A 15,045-nucleotide genomic window follows, 5' to 3' on the forward strand; every position below is an offset into this window, starting at 1 on the left:
CTGGACCCACGCATAACGATAGTTTGCCATAAATGACTTAAAAGCGGTGGCACGTCAACCTTTCCATAAAGGCCCCGGCATCCCGTCATAATGCTCGGTCAACTGCTCCAGCAGGAAACATAGCGCGCCAGAGGTGTTGCGCTTGTCCTGGTGCAAATGGCTGGCGATGTCATTGAGGGAAAGCCCCTCAACCATCAGCAGCACCAGCAGCTGCTCCCCGCGCGCACCGATGCGCTGGCGGATATAGTCGCGGCGTGCGGCGGACCCCATGCGCCCGATCATGGCATCATGAATATCCCCCCGTTTTGCACCGTGTTCCATTTCGGGATCGGTTCCACCCAGCACGCCGATTTCGTAATCGGTTGCCCAGAACTGGGCAGCACTGACCTGCCCCTCGGTAATCGCGCGCGAGCGCAGCAGGCCATACAGCCCGGCGCACCGGCGCCAGACTTTGACAGGACGGGATTTCTTGGTGAGCGCAACATCCACCAGCGCAAGGTCATGGTGGGCGATACGTGTTTCCGACGGCTTGAAAGCGGGCCGGAATGTAGACTGAACGGGCGATGGTACCCGACGACGGGAAAGGGCGGCGACAGACACGCGGGGCCTTTCAGTAAACAGGTCTCCCGACGTCATCGTCTCTTTGCGGAACCTGCAACACCGGGGAGCAGGCAGGATCGATCAGCGGCCGGGAAGTAGCATTATTATAACCGCGTTTTTTACATAGGTCAGTAGCCATTTAGCTTTTAGGGACGCTTCGTCAGTTCATCGGGCATCTCATTCATGGTCGTGGCATTTGATTGAAGATGTAGGTCGCACTGGTTTTAAGTTGTGCAGATATTTTGCGCATTTTTTCTTAGGCTACTCTTTTAAATCGATAATAATTGTTTGCATGGTGTATCGTATACCGGGTTTTTTGCAGAGCTTTTTAAGCCATATTTTAATATGCCGCAGACACTGTCCCGTGACATGTTTTGTCATGATTTATCTACCAGGGAATGGAAACGCGGCATGACCCACAATTCGACTAAAGCCGATCCGGGCCCGCTTGGGCTGATGGGATTTGGTATGACGACTGTCCTGCTTAACCTGCATAACGCCCATATCGTCCCGATGGGCGCAGCCATTCTTGCAATGGGCCTGGTGTTTGGGGGCGCAACGCAATTTGTCGCTGGCCTTCTGGAATATGCAAACAGCAATACCTTTGGCATGACAGCGTTTATGTCCTATGGCGCGTTCTGGCTGTCGCTTGTCGTACTGTTGTTCCTGCCCCACTGGGGGCTTGCGCCTGCATCTTCGCCCGCCCTGATGGGCAGTTACCTGCTAATGTGGGGCCTGTTCACCGCTATCATGACGATCGGAACACTTCGCGCCTCGCGTATGCACCAAGTGGTGTTTGCCACTCTGACGCTGTTGTTTGTCCTGCTAGGCTGTGCGGAAATCTTTGAACAGCCGATCCTGACAATTGTAGCGGGATATGAAGGTCTCTTTTGTGGCTTTAGTGCTATCTGTCTCGCAGCGATGGAACTTCTTGCAGATCAGTCCGCACATGCCGAGGTGCCTGTCGACGTGGCAGGCGTGCCGACCGAGGTTGCAGCCTGAAGAGAAATTTTAACAACGATTTTGAAAAATTATGCATTGTTTCCAAAGATCGGAAACGTATGAGATGAATGAAACAGGCGGATATGGCTCTTGCTAGTCAGCGAAAAGTGCCAACGCCTTTTCATGCCGCCACGTCCTGGGGGCGGTACGCAGCCAGATAGGCCTCGAGGGTCAGTTCCGTGGTGGGGCGGCCGCGCTTGGCTGCCATATCGGCCCATTGCTGCTTGGCGCGACCGTAATCCCCCAGTTCCTGCATCAGCGCGGACCATGCCCGGTGATCCTCGACCAGATCCGCGCGGGCCTGTTTCTCCCAGTCCTGCATGACTGGCGATGGCGCTGGCTCGGGCAGGTCTGCCGAGATCTGATGCTGCGCCCATGCAGCCCGCACCGGCTTGTCGAAGCAGCCGGCATGCTGCGGTATTTCGCGGTTCTGGTGCATCGCGGCCGTATGGTCGGCCACGGCTTGGATGATCACCGGCTCGGGTATGCCAGCCTGCAGCCATTTGCGGACAATGCCCGTATGCCGCCGTGTGCTGTCCTTGGGGAAGCCTGCCGCTTCCATGACGGCCCGCACGGCCCGGTCGAGGGTGGCGTCATCGATGATGGCCTCGGTCTGGGCAAAACCGGTTTCGGCAGATTCAGATATAGATGAATTAATTTTCTTATCTTTATCTATATCTAGGGAAACCTCAGAACCCAAAACCGAAACCGAACCCCCGGAAACCGAAAACCGGTTTTGGTTTAGGTTTCGGTTTTGGATTTCCGCCGGAGCGGGCAGGGATACCATGAGCGGGATGTTGCGCTGGCGGGTGGCGGCTTCGGCTTCCTGCGCGCGGCGGATCCTCGCCTGCTCGGCATTCTCCGTTTTGCGCGGCCTGCCACCCTTTCCACCATTGATCTTGGCATGGTGGCCCCGCAGCGTGTCATCAGCCGGGATGATACCCGCCGCCTGGGCAGCCTCGAACCGGCGCAGGTTCTCCTCACGCTCGGCACGTTTTCGCGCACGCTCCTGCCGCCGTATCTCGCGCTGCAGCAGGTGGGGGCTGTATAGCGCGCCCTCATCATCCCGCGCGGCGAAGCCCCATTGCTCGATCAGGGGCAGCGTGCGGGCCAGCGTTGCCGGGTTTTCGCATATGAAGGCCGCGATCTCGTCATCGGACAGCATGTGCGTGCCACTACGCATCACCACCATCCGGTTGGCCTTGAGCGTGTCGAACAGCGAATGCGCCACGCCACGCGCCTCGGCAGGCATGGTGCGGATCAGTGTCCAGGCCGGCACGGCACCGGCATCGAAATCGGCAACTGTAGGCAGGCAGGTCATGCGTTGCCTTCCTTGTTCTGCGGCGGGCATTCATGAGGGCAGTCAGCGCACCGGGCGCGCATGCGCTCGAGTTCGTCCAGCGCCTGGCGCAATGCCTGCCGGTTCGCCGTGAAATGCGTGACAATGCCAGTCAGGCCGTCAGGCAGCGCATAGATCCGGGTCAGGAACAGGCTCAGGGATGGGAAGCAGCTGCCACGGTCCAGCCGCAGGCCAAAGCCGCGCCCGAAGTCGAAAGAGATGCCCCGTGGCAGTTTTATTCGTTTGGGCATTGCTTACCTTCATCCACCAGACGGAAAATTTCGTCGCGCAGCTCGTCGCACTCGATCATCAGTTTCATCAGTTCTTCGCCACGCGGAGCGGAGACACCATCCAGCCAGTTGCGCACGGTGCGCGGGCTGGTATCGATCCGACCGGCGAGCAGCTTGGCGCCGTTACGGATCCGTCCGTACTGGCGCATCAGCACGCCCCGGACCGTGTCGCGGTAAACAGCGGCCGTCATGAAATGAATCTTTTGAGTGTAATTTGACCAATTCTTTCCCACCCTTTTCCTCCATGATCTCTCTCAGCAGCGAGTGAGAACTGGTTCGGGTAGGAGAGAGGTCTATATGCAGCAGCGCGCACCCCAGCCATCGCGGGTGACGGACGGGGCGCGCGCTGCGCCAGACCTGATGATGCCTGCTTCATGCTGACACCTCATCCTGTGCAGGCACGTCCTGACCGGCATCGCCAACAGGGGCAGCAAACACGCGCGCCGCATGTTCACCACACCACACACGACGCACGCACGCAGGCCGCCCGCAGAACGCGGGCTGCACGTCATGACGCACATCTCCCTCGATCCACTGGCAGGTTGTGCTGCCGGTCATGGCAGGGGGTGAACGGCGGGTCATCAGGCAGCCGCGCCGACTGGCGACCACGACACGCAAGGGAAGCCCTTTTCGTCATAATACACCACGGAGACATGACCGGCCTTGAAAAGCTTTCCAAGCTTCGACGAGATGTCTTCCGCAACTGCTTGGGCAATCATGATCAAAAGAGGATCGGCGGGAAGGCGGCCCTTCCAATCGAAATCGACGCCATCATCAGTGATTTTCTGACACTCCAGGCGCAGACCGAGCTGAGCCGCATGCGCGAGCAGCTGTTCGACCGTCCGTTTTTCGCTTTCGGTTTCGAATACAGCGCCAGCGTCCGTGTCGCCCTGGTCATCTGCGGTCGGCTTTGCTTCGCCTGCAGCAGCCTTTGCCACTGGCGTATCCAGCAACGGTTCCTTATCAAGTGTGCCCAGACCCGTGTTGAGACCAATAACCGGCTCAGATGCGCCGTTGCCCATGTCCGTGTCGTCAGCCGTCGATGGCACTCCGCCTGTCAGGATGTAATTCCCAAACGCATCCGCGTTCGCAATTACGTCCTCGGCGTCATAATGAGGACCGACTGCATCTGCATGCTTGATGGCCATCACCAGGCATTGCGCGCGCCTGTTATGGGCGTTCAGCCAGTAATCGTATTTTTTACCCATCGGGTCTGCTTCCAGTTCAGATTGTGGAGGGGAACGGGGCGCGCACCGGCTCGACCGCATAAGCGGGAGCCCTCGGTGCATATGTCTGGCCTGCAGGCGCATAGGCACCCTTGCGGGCCGGTCGATTGCTCGACCGGCCCGCTTGGTCCACCATGGCTGTTGCAACACACCCCATGGAGGATTCACTTTGTCCAACAACGTCAAGATGAGCCCGGAAGTCACCGAACTGATCTATGTGCTGAACAGTATGATCGAAGCCGCGATGCCGCACATTCCCAAGGAAGCGCAACTCGATATAGGCGGCGCCCTGCTCAACCTGAGCACACGCGTCAAAGGTACGGATCTTATGAAACATATCGCAGGATCGTTCGGGCATCATTTTCCAACCCGTTCCTGACTAGGTGTTTCGTCGATTGGATGTTTTCTGGCCCTGAAACCTTTGAAAAGCGCATTGGAGATGAAATTTGCTTCCATCTCCTTACGGAACGAGCGGTCACCTTCGTAGGCGGCAGGTTCAGGGGTGGCGGGGGCAATCTGATGGATTGCCGCCATCACCCTTTTGATTTCCTGATCGAGTTCAATGCCTTCAGCCGTGCGCTCGGCAATGACAGCAGGTCCATATTCTACGATATCAGCGCAATCGCGCCGCTTACGCTCCAGCACCGTGACGATGGCAAGCAGATCCTCAACCAGTTGGTCGTTCATGCTGACCCCCGGTGTTCGAAGATATCGGTCAAAGATGATGGAGCAGGGCTTTTGGGGACCAATTCTTCGATCGATACCCTCAATGTATCAGCCACAGTTCTAAGCTTTTCGGTCGGTACAAGTGCAGTTCCAGTGACCCAGCGAGAAACAGTGGGTTCGCTAACACCCACAATTTTTGCCAGTTGCCGCTGGGTCAGGTCAGCCTGCTTAAGGAAAACACGTAAGCTCATGCATCGAGATTTATTCAGATGAAACTTTCAGGTCAAGAAAGTTTTCATCTGGTGGCATCCACTATGTGCACGCGTAGTGGCACCGTTTCGTCATGAGCGACAAGCATCTCACACCTGAAGAAGTAGAGCTGAACTGCCACACGTTGCGGTTCGTTCGACCTTGGATGCGCTTGCGTGGCGTGACTCAGCGGCACCTAGCTGAAGGACTTGGGATGTCCGAACCATCTGTCTCTAAGTGGCTGAATGGTAAGGTAAATATGACGTTGTCACAGTTCGTAAGAGTGGCAGAATTGTTAAAGGCCACTCCCGAACAATTGTTGTTTGATCCAAAAGAAGGCCTAAAAGCCGAGCGTTATAAGGAAATTGCCGAACTGGCTGATGAATTGGATTCGGAGAAATTGGATATCTGGATCAAGACAGGGAAGGCGATGTCAACGAAGTGACGGTTTCATTAAATGAAATTATCCTTGACTAAATACTTTCATTAAATGAAATTACCTCCATCGCCACCCGCGATGGAGGTTTTTTATGTCTACCGATTCCAATGGAAGCCCGATTGCGGGCACTCCTGGCGACCCTCTGGTCGCATTCTCAGTCCGTCGAAGCGTGACCTCCCCATATTGTGGGGGTCGCCCCAGAAAGGGCGAGACCTGCGAGCAGAACAGGGCTCGCCGTGAAGCCGAGCGCCTTGCGTATGAACGTGGGCAGGCACATGCGCATACGCAGGGTCGGAAGCAGACTTTAGTCCTCGAAGTAAGGCTCACTAGTTCTATCGTTAATAAATATTTCCGCGCCCCGCTCGACGGCATGCAAAAAATAAGAAAGATCTGTAGAAAGATCGTTCCATACAAATATTTTGCTGATTTTTTCTCTTTTATCCTCAGTGGAAATCGACAAATCATTAAGGATAAGCGCGCTGTCACAGCGAATTTTTTCCTGAAGAAGCATCATGGCCGCTTCAAGGTAAGGGGCTGGAAGCTGTGGAAACGGTTTTCCAGTCGTCATGAGTTTTCCTTCCGCGAGTCTGTTGACACCTCAAGGATGGAAAAGGCGGGGAAGGTTGACAACAACCTTCCCCAACTGCCTGCTGCCCACGCTTTGCCGGTGGGGGCAGGGGCATGAGCGCCGACCTGATCCGCATCGAGCCGCCGGAAAAGCTCATCGAGTTGCATACCCTACGCCTTGGGGAGACCGGCCGCGATCGCTGCATGACTTTCACCGCTGCGGATGAAGCCCGTGCCCGCGCACTCATCGCCGATACCGAGCATGACTGCCTGAAAAAAGGCGAAATGCCCTTCCGCCTGACTGTGCTCCGTGCCCAGCGGGTAGCCACGGCCACCAGTCTGATCCGTGTGCTGAGCGGCACTGTCACATTCCCGTCGGCTCTGCACCTCATGGAAGTGTCAGAGCTGCAGCAGAAATGGCAGGCTTTTCTGGCAACCGTTCTGGCCGAGAAAATTGTGGACAACGGGGAAGGTCAATGACTGTCCCGCTTCACGCGGTCTCGCTTGGTGAAGCGCAGGACCTGCAATCCGCGGTCCTGCGCCGCCAGGACTGTGAGCGCCAGATGCGCGCCGCCCTGTCCAGCAGCCCCACGCCCGGCCTTGTCCTCACCCACGCTGAACGCTGGCGCATCCGGCACTGCATCGCGCAGCTCACGCGCGCGCTCGATGCCGAGGATATCGCCCTGCACCAGATCAGCCGCCACCGCGCGGCCAGCCACACCCCGAACAGGAAAGAAACTGCGGCATGACCGACATTTTCCGCCCTCTGTCACCGCGCGACCTCGCCGCGCGCATGACCCTCGTCAACCAGTCCGTCAGCCAGAACCTGCTGCATCAGTTCAACCGGTTCATGATCGATGCCGAGCAGGCCAAGGCCGAGGGTATTCCGCAGGCCTGCCGCCACGCCACCGCCCAGGCCGATGCCCGCTGGCAGGACATGGAAAGCATGCTCATGGGGGCCGCCCCGATCGACCGCACCGGCGGCGAGATCGAGGCCAGCCTGTTTGCCCAGCGCCGCAAGGCGGGGAAGGTGAAGTCATGAGGCTGCCCCGGCCAATCCGTCAGCAGCTTCCCACCACCGAGCAGGTGCTGGGTTGCGTGGTGTTCTACGCCCTCATGTGGGGTGCCAGCCTGCTGTTGGTGCTGGAGTGCCTGCCATGAAGTCGAAAGAGCGCGGCATGCAGGAAAAGGTGCTGGGAGCCCACCGTGAGGCGATCCGTATCACCCGCGAGCCGTCCGTAACCGCCCACACCGTGTGGCGCTGCATGCCCGGCCTCAAGCGCCGCTCGCACGTCACGCGCATCCTGAACAGCCTTGTCGACAAGGGCCTGCTCGCCATCAGCGGCCATCAGGGCCAGCGGGGCAAGTTTGTGGTCACCTACGGCATGCCGGACAGGATAGGGGGCATGGCGTGATGGCCCAGCAACTCGATCTGGTGGATTTCATCGCAGGTCTGCCCATGCCCGCAGCCACCGCACCGCAGCTGAACCCGCTCGACCTGCTGCCACGCCGCCCCAAGGCATGGGAACGCCTGGTCGCCCACGTCCCGGCCGAGGATGTCCGCATCAGCGTCTCCCCAACCTGGACCCGTGTGGTGGTCGAGCAGCTGCGCGAGGACGGGTGCGGTGACCAGCTACTCGGCAACGGCAAGATCCGATCCCACGACGTGCCGCCCGACCTCATCTGGCCCGAGCCCTGCCGCCTGATCCTGATGACAGCCGACAGCGCGGCCCGCATCCACGAACGCTGGTGCCTGGAGGAAGCCCCCGGCGCCGGCATGTCATCCACATTCCGCTTTGCCCAGCAACAGCATGCTGACCGCACGCCCGTGTCGCAGCAGCTGCGCCTGCTGGCAGAGGAGCAGTCATGACCAACGAGATGAAGACAGAAACACCAATGTATCTTGTGCCAGGGAAGGTGACACCAGAGGTGGAACACCGGGCTGCGAATGTTGTGTTTGATATGTATGGCCGCGAAATCCTCTGGCCTGTTTTCCATGCTTACATGACGGCCATTGCCAGCCCCGTTCAGCCATGCGCGGATATTGAGACCGTGTGTGTCTCCCTTCCGACACTGTACGACAATCTCAAGGATTTTGATCGGGCGCAGGTGTTCCCTGTTTCTCTCCGATCTGCAAACGGGATGGACATTGAGCTTGTCCGCCGTGCCGACATGGAAGCGCATGTCGCCCACCTGAGCGTGGAGATCGCGCGGTTACGCGTGGTCGAAGCCGAAATGCACCTGCTGGAAGAAGTATGCGCCTTCTACACCAACGATGAAGACCGCTTCATCAAGGCTGACGGCAATGCCGAGCCATACGGGATGATCCCCACGGATGTAGGAATGAAGGCCCGCAGTGCCCGCGCCCGGTTCATGGCGAGAGAGCAGGCTGCGCAGGAAGCGGGAGGCGAGGCATGAGCGGCGAAGCTGGCGCGTTTGGCGCAGTGGTCGGTCTCGGTACTGTCCTGGTCATGTGCGTGGGCGCAGGCCTCTATGGCTGTCCGCGTTACAGTGTCTATTCAGCCAAGATGACAGGCGAGGCGGAACTGGCGCAGGCCACGCAGAACCGGCAGGTGCTGGTCCAGACCGCGCAGGCCGAGCGTGACGCAGAGATTCTGCGCGCCGAAGGGACTGCTAAGGCCAACAAGATCATCGGGGAGAGCCTGAAAGAAAACGCGGAATACCTGCGGTGGCTCTGGATCAGCAAGCTGGACAACCAGACTAACAAGACCGTCGTCTATGTGCCAACCGACGGCATGGTTCCCCAGTTGGAAACCGGACGGATTGGGGAGGCAAAATGAGCTGCGACCACGTATCCCGCCTCGCCAATCATGTCATGCAGGAAGCAGTCTGCAGGTCGTTCCAGTTCAAACGGCCCGGTAGCTCAGCCTACTGGTTCAACCTGATGTGGATCCCGGGCAAGCTGATCCTGACCGGTGACGGCTGCGACATGACGCTGACGCACTACCAAGCCTGCTCGTCGTTCGATGCAGCCATCAAATGGGCATCATCCTCGGAGATGGATTACCTGCTGCGCACGGCTAAGCAGCAGCAGGAATACGATGCCCATGCCACCTTGCAGGCCGTCATCCAGTGGGCAAATGCTCCGGTGATCGAGGCCTTGAACGGCACGGTATGTGAAAGAGTCACCCCCTACGAAGTGGACGGACAACGGCGATACCGTGTTGTGCACCTGGAGCGTGCAGGCGGGTATCGCCAGATATGCCAAGCCTACCGTAGGGCTTTAGCCGCAGGCATGCGGGATGATTTCCGGGATGATGCGGAAGAGATGGATCCACGTCCGATCACGCGCCGTGAGACCGGCACCGAGTTTCTGGATATGGGCAGTTCCGTATTCACCGACTTCTACGATTTCGATCCGTGCTGGGAGAACTGGCTGAGGCTTTGGCGGGATACCCTTGGGTCTGACTGGGATCCTCGTAGTTCGGTCTACACGCCTGCGATGGTTGCCACGCATGATGGCCGCTGGCGGATCAAGGATGAACTGGAACGCCGACTGGACGAACCCGGCAGCAGGGGCCTCGACTGCATTTTCGAAGGCAGTGTGGACTGCGTCTTTAGCTGGACCCACGCACAGAAATACCAGTTTGAAGCTATCCAGTTCGCCTGCCGCCAGATCATCGCGGCCGGTCTGGTCGATATGACGGTGGAGGTTCCATGAGCCAGAAATCAGTCATGGATCGCCTCAAGAAGTTGATGGCGCTGTCCAAGTCAGGCAACCCGCATGAGGCTGCCGCCGCATTGGAGCGCGCGCAGCAACTCATGCAGGAACACCAGATCACCGAGGATGACTTGGTCCTGTCGAATGTCGGGGTGTTTGGGTGCTGCTTTACCTGGAGCGCGAAGAGTCGGCCGACCAGATACCAGACCCGTCTGTGGTCGATGATCAATGGTGTATTCGGGGTGAAATCGGTCTTTAAGGAAGGAACCGGTCAGATCAGGTTTTACGGCCTGTCCAGTCGTGCTGAGCTGGCAGCCTATACCTGTGAGGTGCTTAGCAGGCAGCTTAGCCAGGCGCGAACCGATTTCCTGCGCTCGCAAAACAAGCGCGTCAAACGCACGACCAAAATCAGCCGTGCCGACAATTTTGCCGAGGGCTGGATCCTCTCCGTGCGCAGCAAGGCGCAACGGCTCGCTATTCCATTCGAGGAAGAGCAGTTGCTGCTCCGCTACGAAAGCACGGCATTCAGTGATCTGTCGGAAATGACGGGCCGCGCAGCCCCGCCGTCGCGCCGATCTGATCAGGCATTCACCGACGGCTATCGGGAAGGGCGTAAGGCAGTCCTGCATGCGCCCCTCTCTGGTGAGAACCGTCTGGCTATCACGGGAGAGGGGGCATGAATGAGACTATGGTGGCTCTGCACCGGGCCAAACGCAAGTTTCCTACTCTCGCAACCTACAAGGCACGATGGAAAAAGAAGGCACGTGCCCTCACGCAGGTCCAGCGGCAGCAGGCTCTCGATATGCTGCGCGCAGGAGAAGCATGCGAGCAGGTTCAGCATGCTTTGAAAATAGATAGGGCCACCGTCCTTGGCATTATCGAACTGTGCACGGTCAGGACCGTGACTACTTCGCTGAAGGAGGTTGCCCCATGAGCACTATTCCTAGCGCGGTTGTGGAAGCGGCAGCTCGTGCGCTGTGCGAATCATACAATGACCCGCGTGGCCCCGATGCAATGGTCATGACCATCAAGGGCGGCACGTTGGTGCCCAACTGGCAGACCTATCGCCGGGCTGCGGCCAATGTCCTGATTGCGGCGGCCTACGCATCCAAGGGTCTGAAACCTCAAGCCCTTGATGACCAGGCGCATCCATGCCTGCGCGGGCTCCAGTTCGGCCGGGAGATCTACGATGTCGAGATATACGGCAACGGTCAGGGCGAATACCTCGGCATCGTGGTCGAGGAGGGTGGACCCAGCAGGATTGTTTTCCGTGGATCTCTGGTCAAGGAAGGGGATGTCAGGCTGATCCGGGCGCGTGGGGTGCAGGCATGGACAAGCAATGAGGCCGAAGCAAAGGATGATCCCAATGGGTAAGCTGCCAGAAAAACGCCTGCGTATCGCGGATGTAGCGATAGCCTGGGACTGCTCCCATCAGCACGTTCGCAACCTGATCAAGCGGGGAGAGTTACCGGCCATCCGAATCGGATCGCTGTTTCGGATACGCCCCGATGATGTTGTCGCCTACGAAAACCGAGTGAAATGTCAGACCGACCAGCCCCGACCTACAGCCTCGCAGTCCGAAACGGTTATTTCTATGCCCAGTGGTGGGAGCCCCGGAAGGGCAAGAGACGTGTTTCGCTTGGGACAAAAGATCGGGCAGCAGCAACACGCGCGCTAGGGCGGCTCATGGCAGGGGTAGCATCCCCTGCACCACCTGTAGAGCCATCGGTAGATATGATCCTAGAAGGTTACCTGAACGATCGCCGGGAACGGGTAGCCAGTTTCCAGACCCTTGAACATGCTGCAGCGGCGCTTTGCGAGCATATCGGCTTCCTGAAGCCTGATAATCTGACGACACAGGTCTGCCGCAGCTATGCGGAGAAGCGCCGTAAGCAGGGATGGCGCGGGTTACCTGCCGGCCAGTGGCGCTCAATCAGTGATGGCACCATCATTCGGGAACTGGTCACACTCCGGGCGGCTATGAGCTGGGCCGTCAAGGAGAAATGGATCTCTATGTCGCCATCGATCGAGGTACCATCAGCGCCGCCCCCACGAGAGCGCTGGCTTACTCATCAGGAAGCGAACAGGCTTCTGGGGGTGACCAGCACACCCCACGTCCAGCTATTCATTCTCATGGCTCTATACACCGGTGCACGCACCGGGGCTATTCTCGAGCTAACATGGGATCAGGTTGACCTGCAGACAGGTGTCATCAGCTTCGGCCGTGGAACCGGAAACAAAGGCCGTTCGATCGTGCCAATGGTGCCTCAGCTACGCCAGGCGCTCACAGTCGCGGCCGAGGGGCGCACGACTGACTGGGTGATCGAGTATCGGGGGAATCGCGTCCGCAAAATCAAGACGGCCTTTAACAAACGTGTTCAGAAGGCCGACCTCGAGGATGTTACTCCCCATACCCTGCGCCACACCTGCGCGACATGGATGGTAATGGCCGGCGTGCCATTTGAGATGGTCGCCAAGTTTTTGGGGAACAGCGTGGAGATGATCGAGCGCGTCTATGGGCATCATAGCCCGGACTGGTTGAAAAAGGCTGCAGATGCCCTATCGGTATTCTCTGGTCCACGTGGACCAGACAACACAGAAATGTAGCGCACGAGAATGTAGGGAATATATGGTGCTGCTGGACAGGATTGAACTGTCGACCTCTCCCTTACCAAGGGAGTGCTCTACCACTGAGCTACAGCAGCACGGTATGCGGGCTTCCTAACTTTTCCTGCACCGGCTGGCAACCCCTTTTATCGCCTTTTGGCAAATTGGGGTTTTCCTGCCGGTGCAGGGAAGGGTCAGTCGTCGCGGTGGATGCGCTCCATGCGTTCGTGGCGCTCCTGCGCCTCGATCGACAGGGTGGCGATGGGGCGGGCCTCGAGGCGCTTGAGCCCGATCGGCTCGCCGGTTTCCTCGCAATAGCCATAAGTACCCGCTTCAACGCGCAGCAGGGCCTGGTTGATCTTGGAGATCAGCTTGCGGGCGCGGTCACGGGTGCGCAGCTCGAGCGCGCGGTCGGTCTCGACACTGGCGCGGTCGGTAATGTCGGCTTCATGGATGCCGCCTTCCGACAGGCTGGCCAGCGTTTCATCCGCTTCCTTGAGAAGGTCCGCCCGCCATTTCAGCAACTTGAGGCGGAAATATTCCACCTGCTGCGGATTCATGAATTCTTCATCATCCGAGGGGCGATAGTCGGGGGGCAATGTAATCATACGAACAGGTCCCTGCGCCATGCTTCCGTGTGGCAGTTACTGGCCTGCCAGTCGGGAACGGGGCGGCTTATACTAGCAAGGCGCGCCCGCGCCAAGCTTTTAACGCAGGCCATCAGGCATGCTGGCCCGGCGTGGTGGAAAGAGCGGGGGTGGCAGACGTGCCGCCCGTTGCAGCCGGGCGGGTCGTGGCGGTGGCCTGCCTGCCGTGGCGTGGCGTGTCGGGATAGGTTGTTTCCCACCCGCCGCCAAGCGCGTTGTACAGCCGTACCAGATTGCCCGATATGGTGGCGGTGCTGGTGGTGAGGTCGGACTCGGCGCCCAGGTACTGGCGCTGGGCATCGAGCACGTTGAGGTAGGTCACCATGCCGTTACGGTACTGGCTCTGTGCCAGTTCCAGCGCGTGGTGGCTGGCCTGCATGCGCTGCTCGAGGCTGTCATGGCGGCGCTGCTCGTCGGTATAGGCGGTGAGCGCGTTATCCACGTCGTGCCAGGCGCCGAGCACGGTTTTCTGGTAGTTGATGGCGGCTTCCTTCTGGGCGGCCTTGCGCAGCTCAAGCTGGCCACGCAGGCGCCCGCCCTGGAACAGGGGCAGCGTGATGGAGGGGCCGACATTCCACGCCTTGGCGTTCCAGAACCCAAGATCGCGGAAGGAGAGGGATTCGAAGCCGAAACCTGCATTGATGGTCACGCGCGGGTAGAACTCGGCCACCGCTTCGCCTACCTGGGCGGTGGCGGCGTGCAGGTTGGCCTCCGCGCGGCGGATGTCGGGGCGGCGGCGGGCGAGCTCCGAGGGCACGCCCACCGGCACGCGTGGCGGCACGGGCGGAATGGCGGAGGCGGTGAGCAGTTCATCAGACAGAGCGCGCGGCGGCGCACCCATGAGCAGGCTCAGCGCATTGACCTGTATGGCCAGCTGCTGCTCAAGCTGCGGGATCTGGGCCAGCGTGTTTTCATATTGCGCGCGGGCCTGCTCCACCTCGAGGTTGCTGGCCAGGCCCTTGGTGTAGCGCTGCTGGTTCAGGTTCAGCATGGATTGCGCCACGTCGCGGTTTTCCAGCACGATGCGGAGCTGCTGCTGCGTATTGCGCAGCTCCATGTAGTCACGCGCCACTTCCGACTGGCGCGAGATCAGCATGCCACGGCGGGATTCGTTGACCGCCTGCGAGCTTGCGGCCGCGGCCTCGTATTCACGCCGCACGCGGCCCCACAGGTCAAGCTCCCAAGTGGCGTCCACGCTGTCGCGCCACTGGTTGAACAGCGGAATCTTGGCATTGCCCGGCGTGCCGACCACCTGGCCGAATTCAGGGTGTTCGCTTTCCACGTCGGTCACGATGCGCTGCAGCATCTTGGTGCTGTACTGCTGGCGGGCGTAGGAGCCGGTGGCCGACATGGCAGGATAGCGCTCGGCGCCGGCAATGCGCAGTTCGGCCCGACTCTGGGCCATGCGGTAGGCGTAGGCGCGCACATCAAGGTTGTCGCTGGCCACGCGTTGCTCGAGTTTGGTCAGCTCGGCATCGTTGAAGATGGTCCACCAGGCGGTATCGGGATCATCTGGCGTGGTCTGGCTGGCCACCTCGGCGGGTTTGCCGTTTTTGTCGGTTGCGGCCGCGATGCGGTCCGGGCCGCCATACTGGTTGGGAACCCATGGCTTGGGCTTATGGAAATTCGGGCCAACCGCACACCCGGCGGTCATGACCGATAACCCGACCACGGCCGTGCGCCATGAAATTCCCCTACCCACCAACATGGCCCCCCTGTTGTACCTGAAAC

The 15,045-nt window shown here is 59.4% G+C and carries 29 protein-coding genes and 1 tRNA gene; 18 read left to right on the forward strand and 12 right to left on the reverse strand.

Going from position 1 to position 15,045, the window contains the following annotated elements; translation table 11 throughout:
• Positions 1-54 precede the first annotated feature (54 nt).
• Positions 55-600, reverse strand: a complete 546-nt coding sequence (locus FMA36_RS07530) for a hypothetical protein (RefSeq protein WP_240906522.1) — start codon at positions 598-600, stop codon at positions 55-57.
• A gap of 411 nt (positions 601-1,011) precedes the next feature.
• Between FMA36_RS07530 and FMA36_RS07535 the strand changes: the two genes are divergently transcribed.
• Positions 1,012-1,602, forward strand: coding sequence for an acetate uptake transporter (locus tag FMA36_RS07535; RefSeq protein WP_159261835.1), 591 nt, complete (start codon positions 1,012-1,014; stop codon positions 1,600-1,602).
• 121 nt (positions 1,603-1,723) lie between these two features.
• Here FMA36_RS07535 and FMA36_RS07540 read toward each other — a convergent pair whose 3' ends face one another.
• The 6 genes from FMA36_RS07540 to FMA36_RS07565 form a co-directional block, all read right to left on the reverse strand.
• Positions 1,724-2,923 (reverse strand): hypothetical protein, encoded by a 1,200-nt coding sequence (locus FMA36_RS07540; RefSeq protein ID WP_159261836.1) that lies wholly within the window; start codon positions 2,921-2,923, stop codon positions 1,724-1,726.
• Positions 2,920-3,192: a hypothetical protein gene (locus FMA36_RS07545; RefSeq protein WP_159261837.1), complete on the reverse strand. Its 273-nt coding sequence runs from the start codon at positions 3,190-3,192 to the stop codon at positions 2,920-2,922. Before FMA36_RS07545 ends, FMA36_RS07540 begins: the two co-directional genes overlap by 4 nt.
• Entirely contained in the window at positions 3,177-3,422 is a 246-nt protein-coding gene (locus FMA36_RS07550) for a hypothetical protein (protein WP_159261838.1), read from the reverse strand. The genes FMA36_RS07545 and FMA36_RS07550 overlap by 16 nt, the downstream gene beginning before the upstream one ends.
• Before the next feature lie 181 nt (positions 3,423-3,603).
• Entirely contained in the window at positions 3,604-3,813 is a 210-nt protein-coding gene (locus FMA36_RS07555; RefSeq protein ID WP_159261839.1) for a hypothetical protein, read from the reverse strand.
• Positions 3,813-4,439 carry a hypothetical protein gene (locus tag FMA36_RS07560; protein ID WP_159261840.1) on the reverse strand — a complete coding sequence of 209 codons (627 nt, stop codon included), beginning with the start codon at positions 4,437-4,439 and terminating at the stop codon, positions 3,813-3,815. Before FMA36_RS07560 ends, FMA36_RS07555 begins: the two co-directional genes overlap by 1 nt.
• A gap of 16 nt (positions 4,440-4,455) precedes the next feature.
• The gene (locus FMA36_RS07565; RefSeq protein ID WP_159261841.1) at positions 4,456-4,593 is read right to left on the reverse strand and encodes a hypothetical protein; all 138 of its coding nucleotides are present in this window, start codon (positions 4,591-4,593) and stop codon (positions 4,456-4,458) included.
• 33 nt (positions 4,594-4,626) lie between these two features.
• On the opposite strand from FMA36_RS07565, the gene FMA36_RS07570 reads away from it, so the two are divergent.
• On the forward strand, positions 4,627-4,836 hold the full coding sequence (locus FMA36_RS07570; protein ID WP_159261842.1) for a hypothetical protein: 210 nt from the start codon (positions 4,627-4,629) through the stop codon (positions 4,834-4,836).
• Here the strand turns inward: FMA36_RS07570 and FMA36_RS07575 are convergent.
• Together FMA36_RS07575 and FMA36_RS19885 are read right to left on the reverse strand one after the other, a co-directional pair.
• On the reverse strand, positions 4,815-5,144 hold the full coding sequence (locus FMA36_RS07575; protein ID WP_159261843.1) for a hypothetical protein: 330 nt from the start codon (positions 5,142-5,144) through the stop codon (positions 4,815-4,817). The two genes, FMA36_RS07570 and FMA36_RS07575, sit on opposite strands and share 22 nt — an antisense overlap.
• Entirely contained in the window at positions 5,141-5,374 is a 234-nt protein-coding gene (locus tag FMA36_RS19885; protein WP_159261844.1) for a helix-turn-helix domain-containing protein, read from the reverse strand. The genes FMA36_RS07575 and FMA36_RS19885 overlap by 4 nt, the downstream gene beginning before the upstream one ends.
• Before the next feature lie 92 nt (positions 5,375-5,466).
• On the opposite strand from FMA36_RS19885, the gene FMA36_RS07585 reads away from it, so the two are divergent.
• The 16 genes from FMA36_RS07585 (at position 5,467) to FMA36_RS07655 (ending at position 12,667) form a co-directional block, all read left to right on the forward strand.
• Positions 5,467-5,817 (forward strand): helix-turn-helix domain-containing protein, encoded by a 351-nt coding sequence (locus FMA36_RS07585; RefSeq protein ID WP_159261845.1) that lies wholly within the window; start codon positions 5,467-5,469, stop codon positions 5,815-5,817.
• Between the two features lie 85 nt (positions 5,818-5,902).
• Positions 5,903-6,496 (forward strand): hypothetical protein, encoded by a 594-nt coding sequence (locus tag FMA36_RS07590; RefSeq protein WP_159261846.1) that lies wholly within the window; start codon positions 5,903-5,905, stop codon positions 6,494-6,496.
• Positions 6,493-6,858: a hypothetical protein gene (locus FMA36_RS07595; protein WP_159261847.1), complete on the forward strand. Its 366-nt coding sequence runs from the start codon at positions 6,493-6,495 to the stop codon at positions 6,856-6,858. The genes FMA36_RS07590 and FMA36_RS07595 overlap by 4 nt, the downstream gene beginning before the upstream one ends.
• Positions 6,855-7,127, forward strand: coding sequence for a hypothetical protein (locus FMA36_RS07600; RefSeq protein WP_159261848.1), 273 nt, complete (start codon positions 6,855-6,857; stop codon positions 7,125-7,127). Before FMA36_RS07595 ends, FMA36_RS07600 begins: the two co-directional genes overlap by 4 nt.
• The gene (locus FMA36_RS07605; protein WP_159261849.1) at positions 7,124-7,420 is read left to right on the forward strand and encodes a hypothetical protein; all 297 of its coding nucleotides are present in this window, start codon (positions 7,124-7,126) and stop codon (positions 7,418-7,420) included. Before FMA36_RS07600 ends, FMA36_RS07605 begins: the two co-directional genes overlap by 4 nt.
• Positions 7,417-7,539 carry a hypothetical protein gene (locus tag FMA36_RS19720; protein ID WP_275881473.1) on the forward strand — a complete coding sequence of 41 codons (123 nt, stop codon included), beginning with the start codon at positions 7,417-7,419 and terminating at the stop codon, positions 7,537-7,539. Before FMA36_RS07605 ends, FMA36_RS19720 begins: the two co-directional genes overlap by 4 nt.
• Positions 7,536-7,793: a hypothetical protein gene (locus FMA36_RS07610; RefSeq protein ID WP_159261850.1), complete on the forward strand. Its 258-nt coding sequence runs from the start codon at positions 7,536-7,538 to the stop codon at positions 7,791-7,793. Before FMA36_RS19720 ends, FMA36_RS07610 begins: the two co-directional genes overlap by 4 nt.
• The gene (locus FMA36_RS07615; protein ID WP_159263732.1) at positions 7,793-8,248 is read left to right on the forward strand and encodes a hypothetical protein; all 456 of its coding nucleotides are present in this window, start codon (positions 7,793-7,795) and stop codon (positions 8,246-8,248) included. The genes FMA36_RS07610 and FMA36_RS07615 overlap by 1 nt, the downstream gene beginning before the upstream one ends.
• Positions 8,245-8,796 carry a hypothetical protein gene (locus tag FMA36_RS07620; protein WP_159261851.1) on the forward strand — a complete coding sequence of 184 codons (552 nt, stop codon included), beginning with the start codon at positions 8,245-8,247 and terminating at the stop codon, positions 8,794-8,796. Before FMA36_RS07615 ends, FMA36_RS07620 begins: the two co-directional genes overlap by 4 nt.
• Positions 8,793-9,179, forward strand: coding sequence for an SPFH domain-containing protein (locus FMA36_RS07625; RefSeq protein ID WP_159261852.1), 387 nt, complete (start codon positions 8,793-8,795; stop codon positions 9,177-9,179). Before FMA36_RS07620 ends, FMA36_RS07625 begins: the two co-directional genes overlap by 4 nt.
• Positions 9,176-10,060 (forward strand): hypothetical protein, encoded by an 885-nt coding sequence (locus FMA36_RS07630; protein ID WP_159261853.1) that lies wholly within the window; start codon positions 9,176-9,178, stop codon positions 10,058-10,060. The genes FMA36_RS07625 and FMA36_RS07630 overlap by 4 nt, the downstream gene beginning before the upstream one ends.
• Positions 10,057-10,740, forward strand: a complete 684-nt coding sequence (locus tag FMA36_RS07635) for a DUF2786 domain-containing protein (RefSeq protein WP_159261854.1) — start codon at positions 10,057-10,059, stop codon at positions 10,738-10,740. The genes FMA36_RS07630 and FMA36_RS07635 overlap by 4 nt, the downstream gene beginning before the upstream one ends.
• Positions 10,737-10,994, forward strand: a complete 258-nt coding sequence (locus FMA36_RS07640; protein WP_159261855.1) for a hypothetical protein — start codon at positions 10,737-10,739, stop codon at positions 10,992-10,994. The genes FMA36_RS07635 and FMA36_RS07640 overlap by 4 nt, the downstream gene beginning before the upstream one ends.
• Positions 10,991-11,434 (forward strand): hypothetical protein, encoded by a 444-nt coding sequence (locus tag FMA36_RS07645; protein ID WP_159261856.1) that lies wholly within the window; start codon positions 10,991-10,993, stop codon positions 11,432-11,434. Before FMA36_RS07640 ends, FMA36_RS07645 begins: the two co-directional genes overlap by 4 nt.
• Positions 11,427-11,738 (forward strand): helix-turn-helix domain-containing protein, encoded by a 312-nt coding sequence (locus FMA36_RS19890; protein ID WP_206065225.1) that lies wholly within the window; start codon positions 11,427-11,429, stop codon positions 11,736-11,738. The genes FMA36_RS07645 and FMA36_RS19890 overlap by 8 nt, the downstream gene beginning before the upstream one ends.
• A gap of 56 nt (positions 11,739-11,794) precedes the next feature.
• Entirely contained in the window at positions 11,795-12,667 is an 873-nt protein-coding gene (locus FMA36_RS07655; protein WP_159261857.1) for a tyrosine-type recombinase/integrase, read from the forward strand.
• A 23-nt stretch (positions 12,668-12,690) separates the two neighbouring features.
• On the opposite strand, the gene FMA36_RS07660 is transcribed toward FMA36_RS07655, so the two are convergent.
• From FMA36_RS07660 to FMA36_RS07670, 3 genes are all read right to left on the reverse strand, one after another.
• Positions 12,691-12,765 (reverse strand) — tRNA-Thr (locus FMA36_RS07660).
• A gap of 96 nt (positions 12,766-12,861) precedes the next feature.
• A complete protein-coding gene (gene dksA, locus FMA36_RS07665) occupies positions 12,862-13,275 on the reverse strand; it encodes an RNA polymerase-binding protein DksA (protein ID WP_025439494.1) in 414 nt (137 codons plus the stop codon).
• A gap of 112 nt (positions 13,276-13,387) precedes the next feature.
• Positions 13,388-14,968 (reverse strand): efflux transporter outer membrane subunit, encoded by a 1,581-nt coding sequence (locus FMA36_RS07670; protein WP_240906523.1) that lies wholly within the window; start codon positions 14,966-14,968, stop codon positions 13,388-13,390.
• Between the last annotated feature and the right edge of the window lie 77 nt (positions 14,969-15,045).

The sequence above is a fragment of the Komagataeibacter xylinus genome (genome assembly GCF_009834365.1).
GTDB classification, from domain to species: Bacteria; Pseudomonadota; Alphaproteobacteria; order Acetobacterales; family Acetobacteraceae; genus Komagataeibacter; species Komagataeibacter xylinus_D.

Excerpts from the sequence above, each read along its gene's own strand:
- FMA36_RS07605 (WP_159261849.1), top strand. The coding sequence starts at position 7,124 with ATGACCGACATTTTCCGCCCTCTGTCACCGCGCGACCTCGCCGCGCGC.
- FMA36_RS07635 (WP_159261854.1), top strand. The coding sequence starts at position 10,057 with ATGAGCCAGAAATCAGTCATGGATCGCCTCAAGAAGTTGATGGCGCTG.
- FMA36_RS07600 (WP_159261848.1), top strand. The coding sequence starts at position 6,855 with ATGACTGTCCCGCTTCACGCGGTCTCGCTTGGTGAAGCGCAGGACCTG.
- FMA36_RS07535 (WP_159261835.1), top strand. The coding sequence starts at position 1,012 with ATGACCCACAATTCGACTAAAGCCGATCCGGGCCCGCTTGGGCTGATG.
- FMA36_RS07670 (WP_240906523.1), bottom strand. The coding sequence starts at position 14,968 with ATGACCGCCGGGTGTGCGGTTGGCCCGAATTTCCATAAGCCCAAGCCA.
- FMA36_RS07590 (WP_159261846.1), top strand. The coding sequence starts at position 5,903 with ATGTCTACCGATTCCAATGGAAGCCCGATTGCGGGCACTCCTGGCGAC.
- FMA36_RS07595 (WP_159261847.1), top strand. The coding sequence starts at position 6,493 with ATGAGCGCCGACCTGATCCGCATCGAGCCGCCGGAAAAGCTCATCGAG.
- FMA36_RS07575 (WP_159261843.1), bottom strand. The coding sequence starts at position 5,144 with ATGAACGACCAACTGGTTGAGGATCTGCTTGCCATCGTCACGGTGCTG.
- FMA36_RS07540 (WP_159261836.1), bottom strand. The coding sequence starts at position 2,923 with ATGACCTGCCTGCCTACAGTTGCCGATTTCGATGCCGGTGCCGTGCCG.
- FMA36_RS07640 (WP_159261855.1), top strand. The coding sequence starts at position 10,737 with ATGAATGAGACTATGGTGGCTCTGCACCGGGCCAAACGCAAGTTTCCT.
- FMA36_RS07625 (WP_159261852.1), top strand. The coding sequence starts at position 8,793 with ATGAGCGGCGAAGCTGGCGCGTTTGGCGCAGTGGTCGGTCTCGGTACT.
- FMA36_RS19720 (WP_275881473.1), top strand. The coding sequence starts at position 7,417 with ATGAGGCTGCCCCGGCCAATCCGTCAGCAGCTTCCCACCACCGAGCAG.
- FMA36_RS07610 (WP_159261850.1), top strand. The coding sequence starts at position 7,536 with ATGAAGTCGAAAGAGCGCGGCATGCAGGAAAAGGTGCTGGGAGCCCAC.
- FMA36_RS07550 (WP_159261838.1), bottom strand. The coding sequence starts at position 3,422 with ATGACGGCCGCTGTTTACCGCGACACGGTCCGGGGCGTGCTGATGCGC.
- FMA36_RS07630 (WP_159261853.1), top strand. The coding sequence starts at position 9,176 with ATGAGCTGCGACCACGTATCCCGCCTCGCCAATCATGTCATGCAGGAA.
- dksA (WP_025439494.1), bottom strand. The coding sequence starts at position 13,275 with ATGATTACATTGCCCCCCGACTATCGCCCCTCGGATGATGAAGAATTC.
- FMA36_RS07615 (WP_159263732.1), top strand. The coding sequence starts at position 7,793 with ATGGCCCAGCAACTCGATCTGGTGGATTTCATCGCAGGTCTGCCCATG.
- FMA36_RS07585 (WP_159261845.1), top strand. The coding sequence starts at position 5,467 with ATGAGCGACAAGCATCTCACACCTGAAGAAGTAGAGCTGAACTGCCAC.
- FMA36_RS07645 (WP_159261856.1), top strand. The coding sequence starts at position 10,991 with ATGAGCACTATTCCTAGCGCGGTTGTGGAAGCGGCAGCTCGTGCGCTG.
- FMA36_RS07655 (WP_159261857.1), top strand. The coding sequence starts at position 11,795 with ATGATCCTAGAAGGTTACCTGAACGATCGCCGGGAACGGGTAGCCAGT.
- FMA36_RS19890 (WP_206065225.1), top strand. The coding sequence starts at position 11,427 with ATGGGTAAGCTGCCAGAAAAACGCCTGCGTATCGCGGATGTAGCGATA.
- FMA36_RS07560 (WP_159261840.1), bottom strand. The coding sequence starts at position 4,439 with ATGGGTAAAAAATACGATTACTGGCTGAACGCCCATAACAGGCGCGCG.
- FMA36_RS19885 (WP_159261844.1), bottom strand. The coding sequence starts at position 5,374 with ATGAGCTTACGTGTTTTCCTTAAGCAGGCTGACCTGACCCAGCGGCAA.
- FMA36_RS07620 (WP_159261851.1), top strand. The coding sequence starts at position 8,245 with ATGACCAACGAGATGAAGACAGAAACACCAATGTATCTTGTGCCAGGG.
- FMA36_RS07545 (WP_159261837.1), bottom strand. The coding sequence starts at position 3,192 with ATGCCCAAACGAATAAAACTGCCACGGGGCATCTCTTTCGACTTCGGG.
- FMA36_RS07565 (WP_159261841.1), bottom strand. The coding sequence starts at position 4,593 with ATGGTGGACCAAGCGGGCCGGTCGAGCAATCGACCGGCCCGCAAGGGT.
- FMA36_RS07555 (WP_159261839.1), bottom strand. The coding sequence starts at position 3,813 with ATGACCCGCCGTTCACCCCCTGCCATGACCGGCAGCACAACCTGCCAG.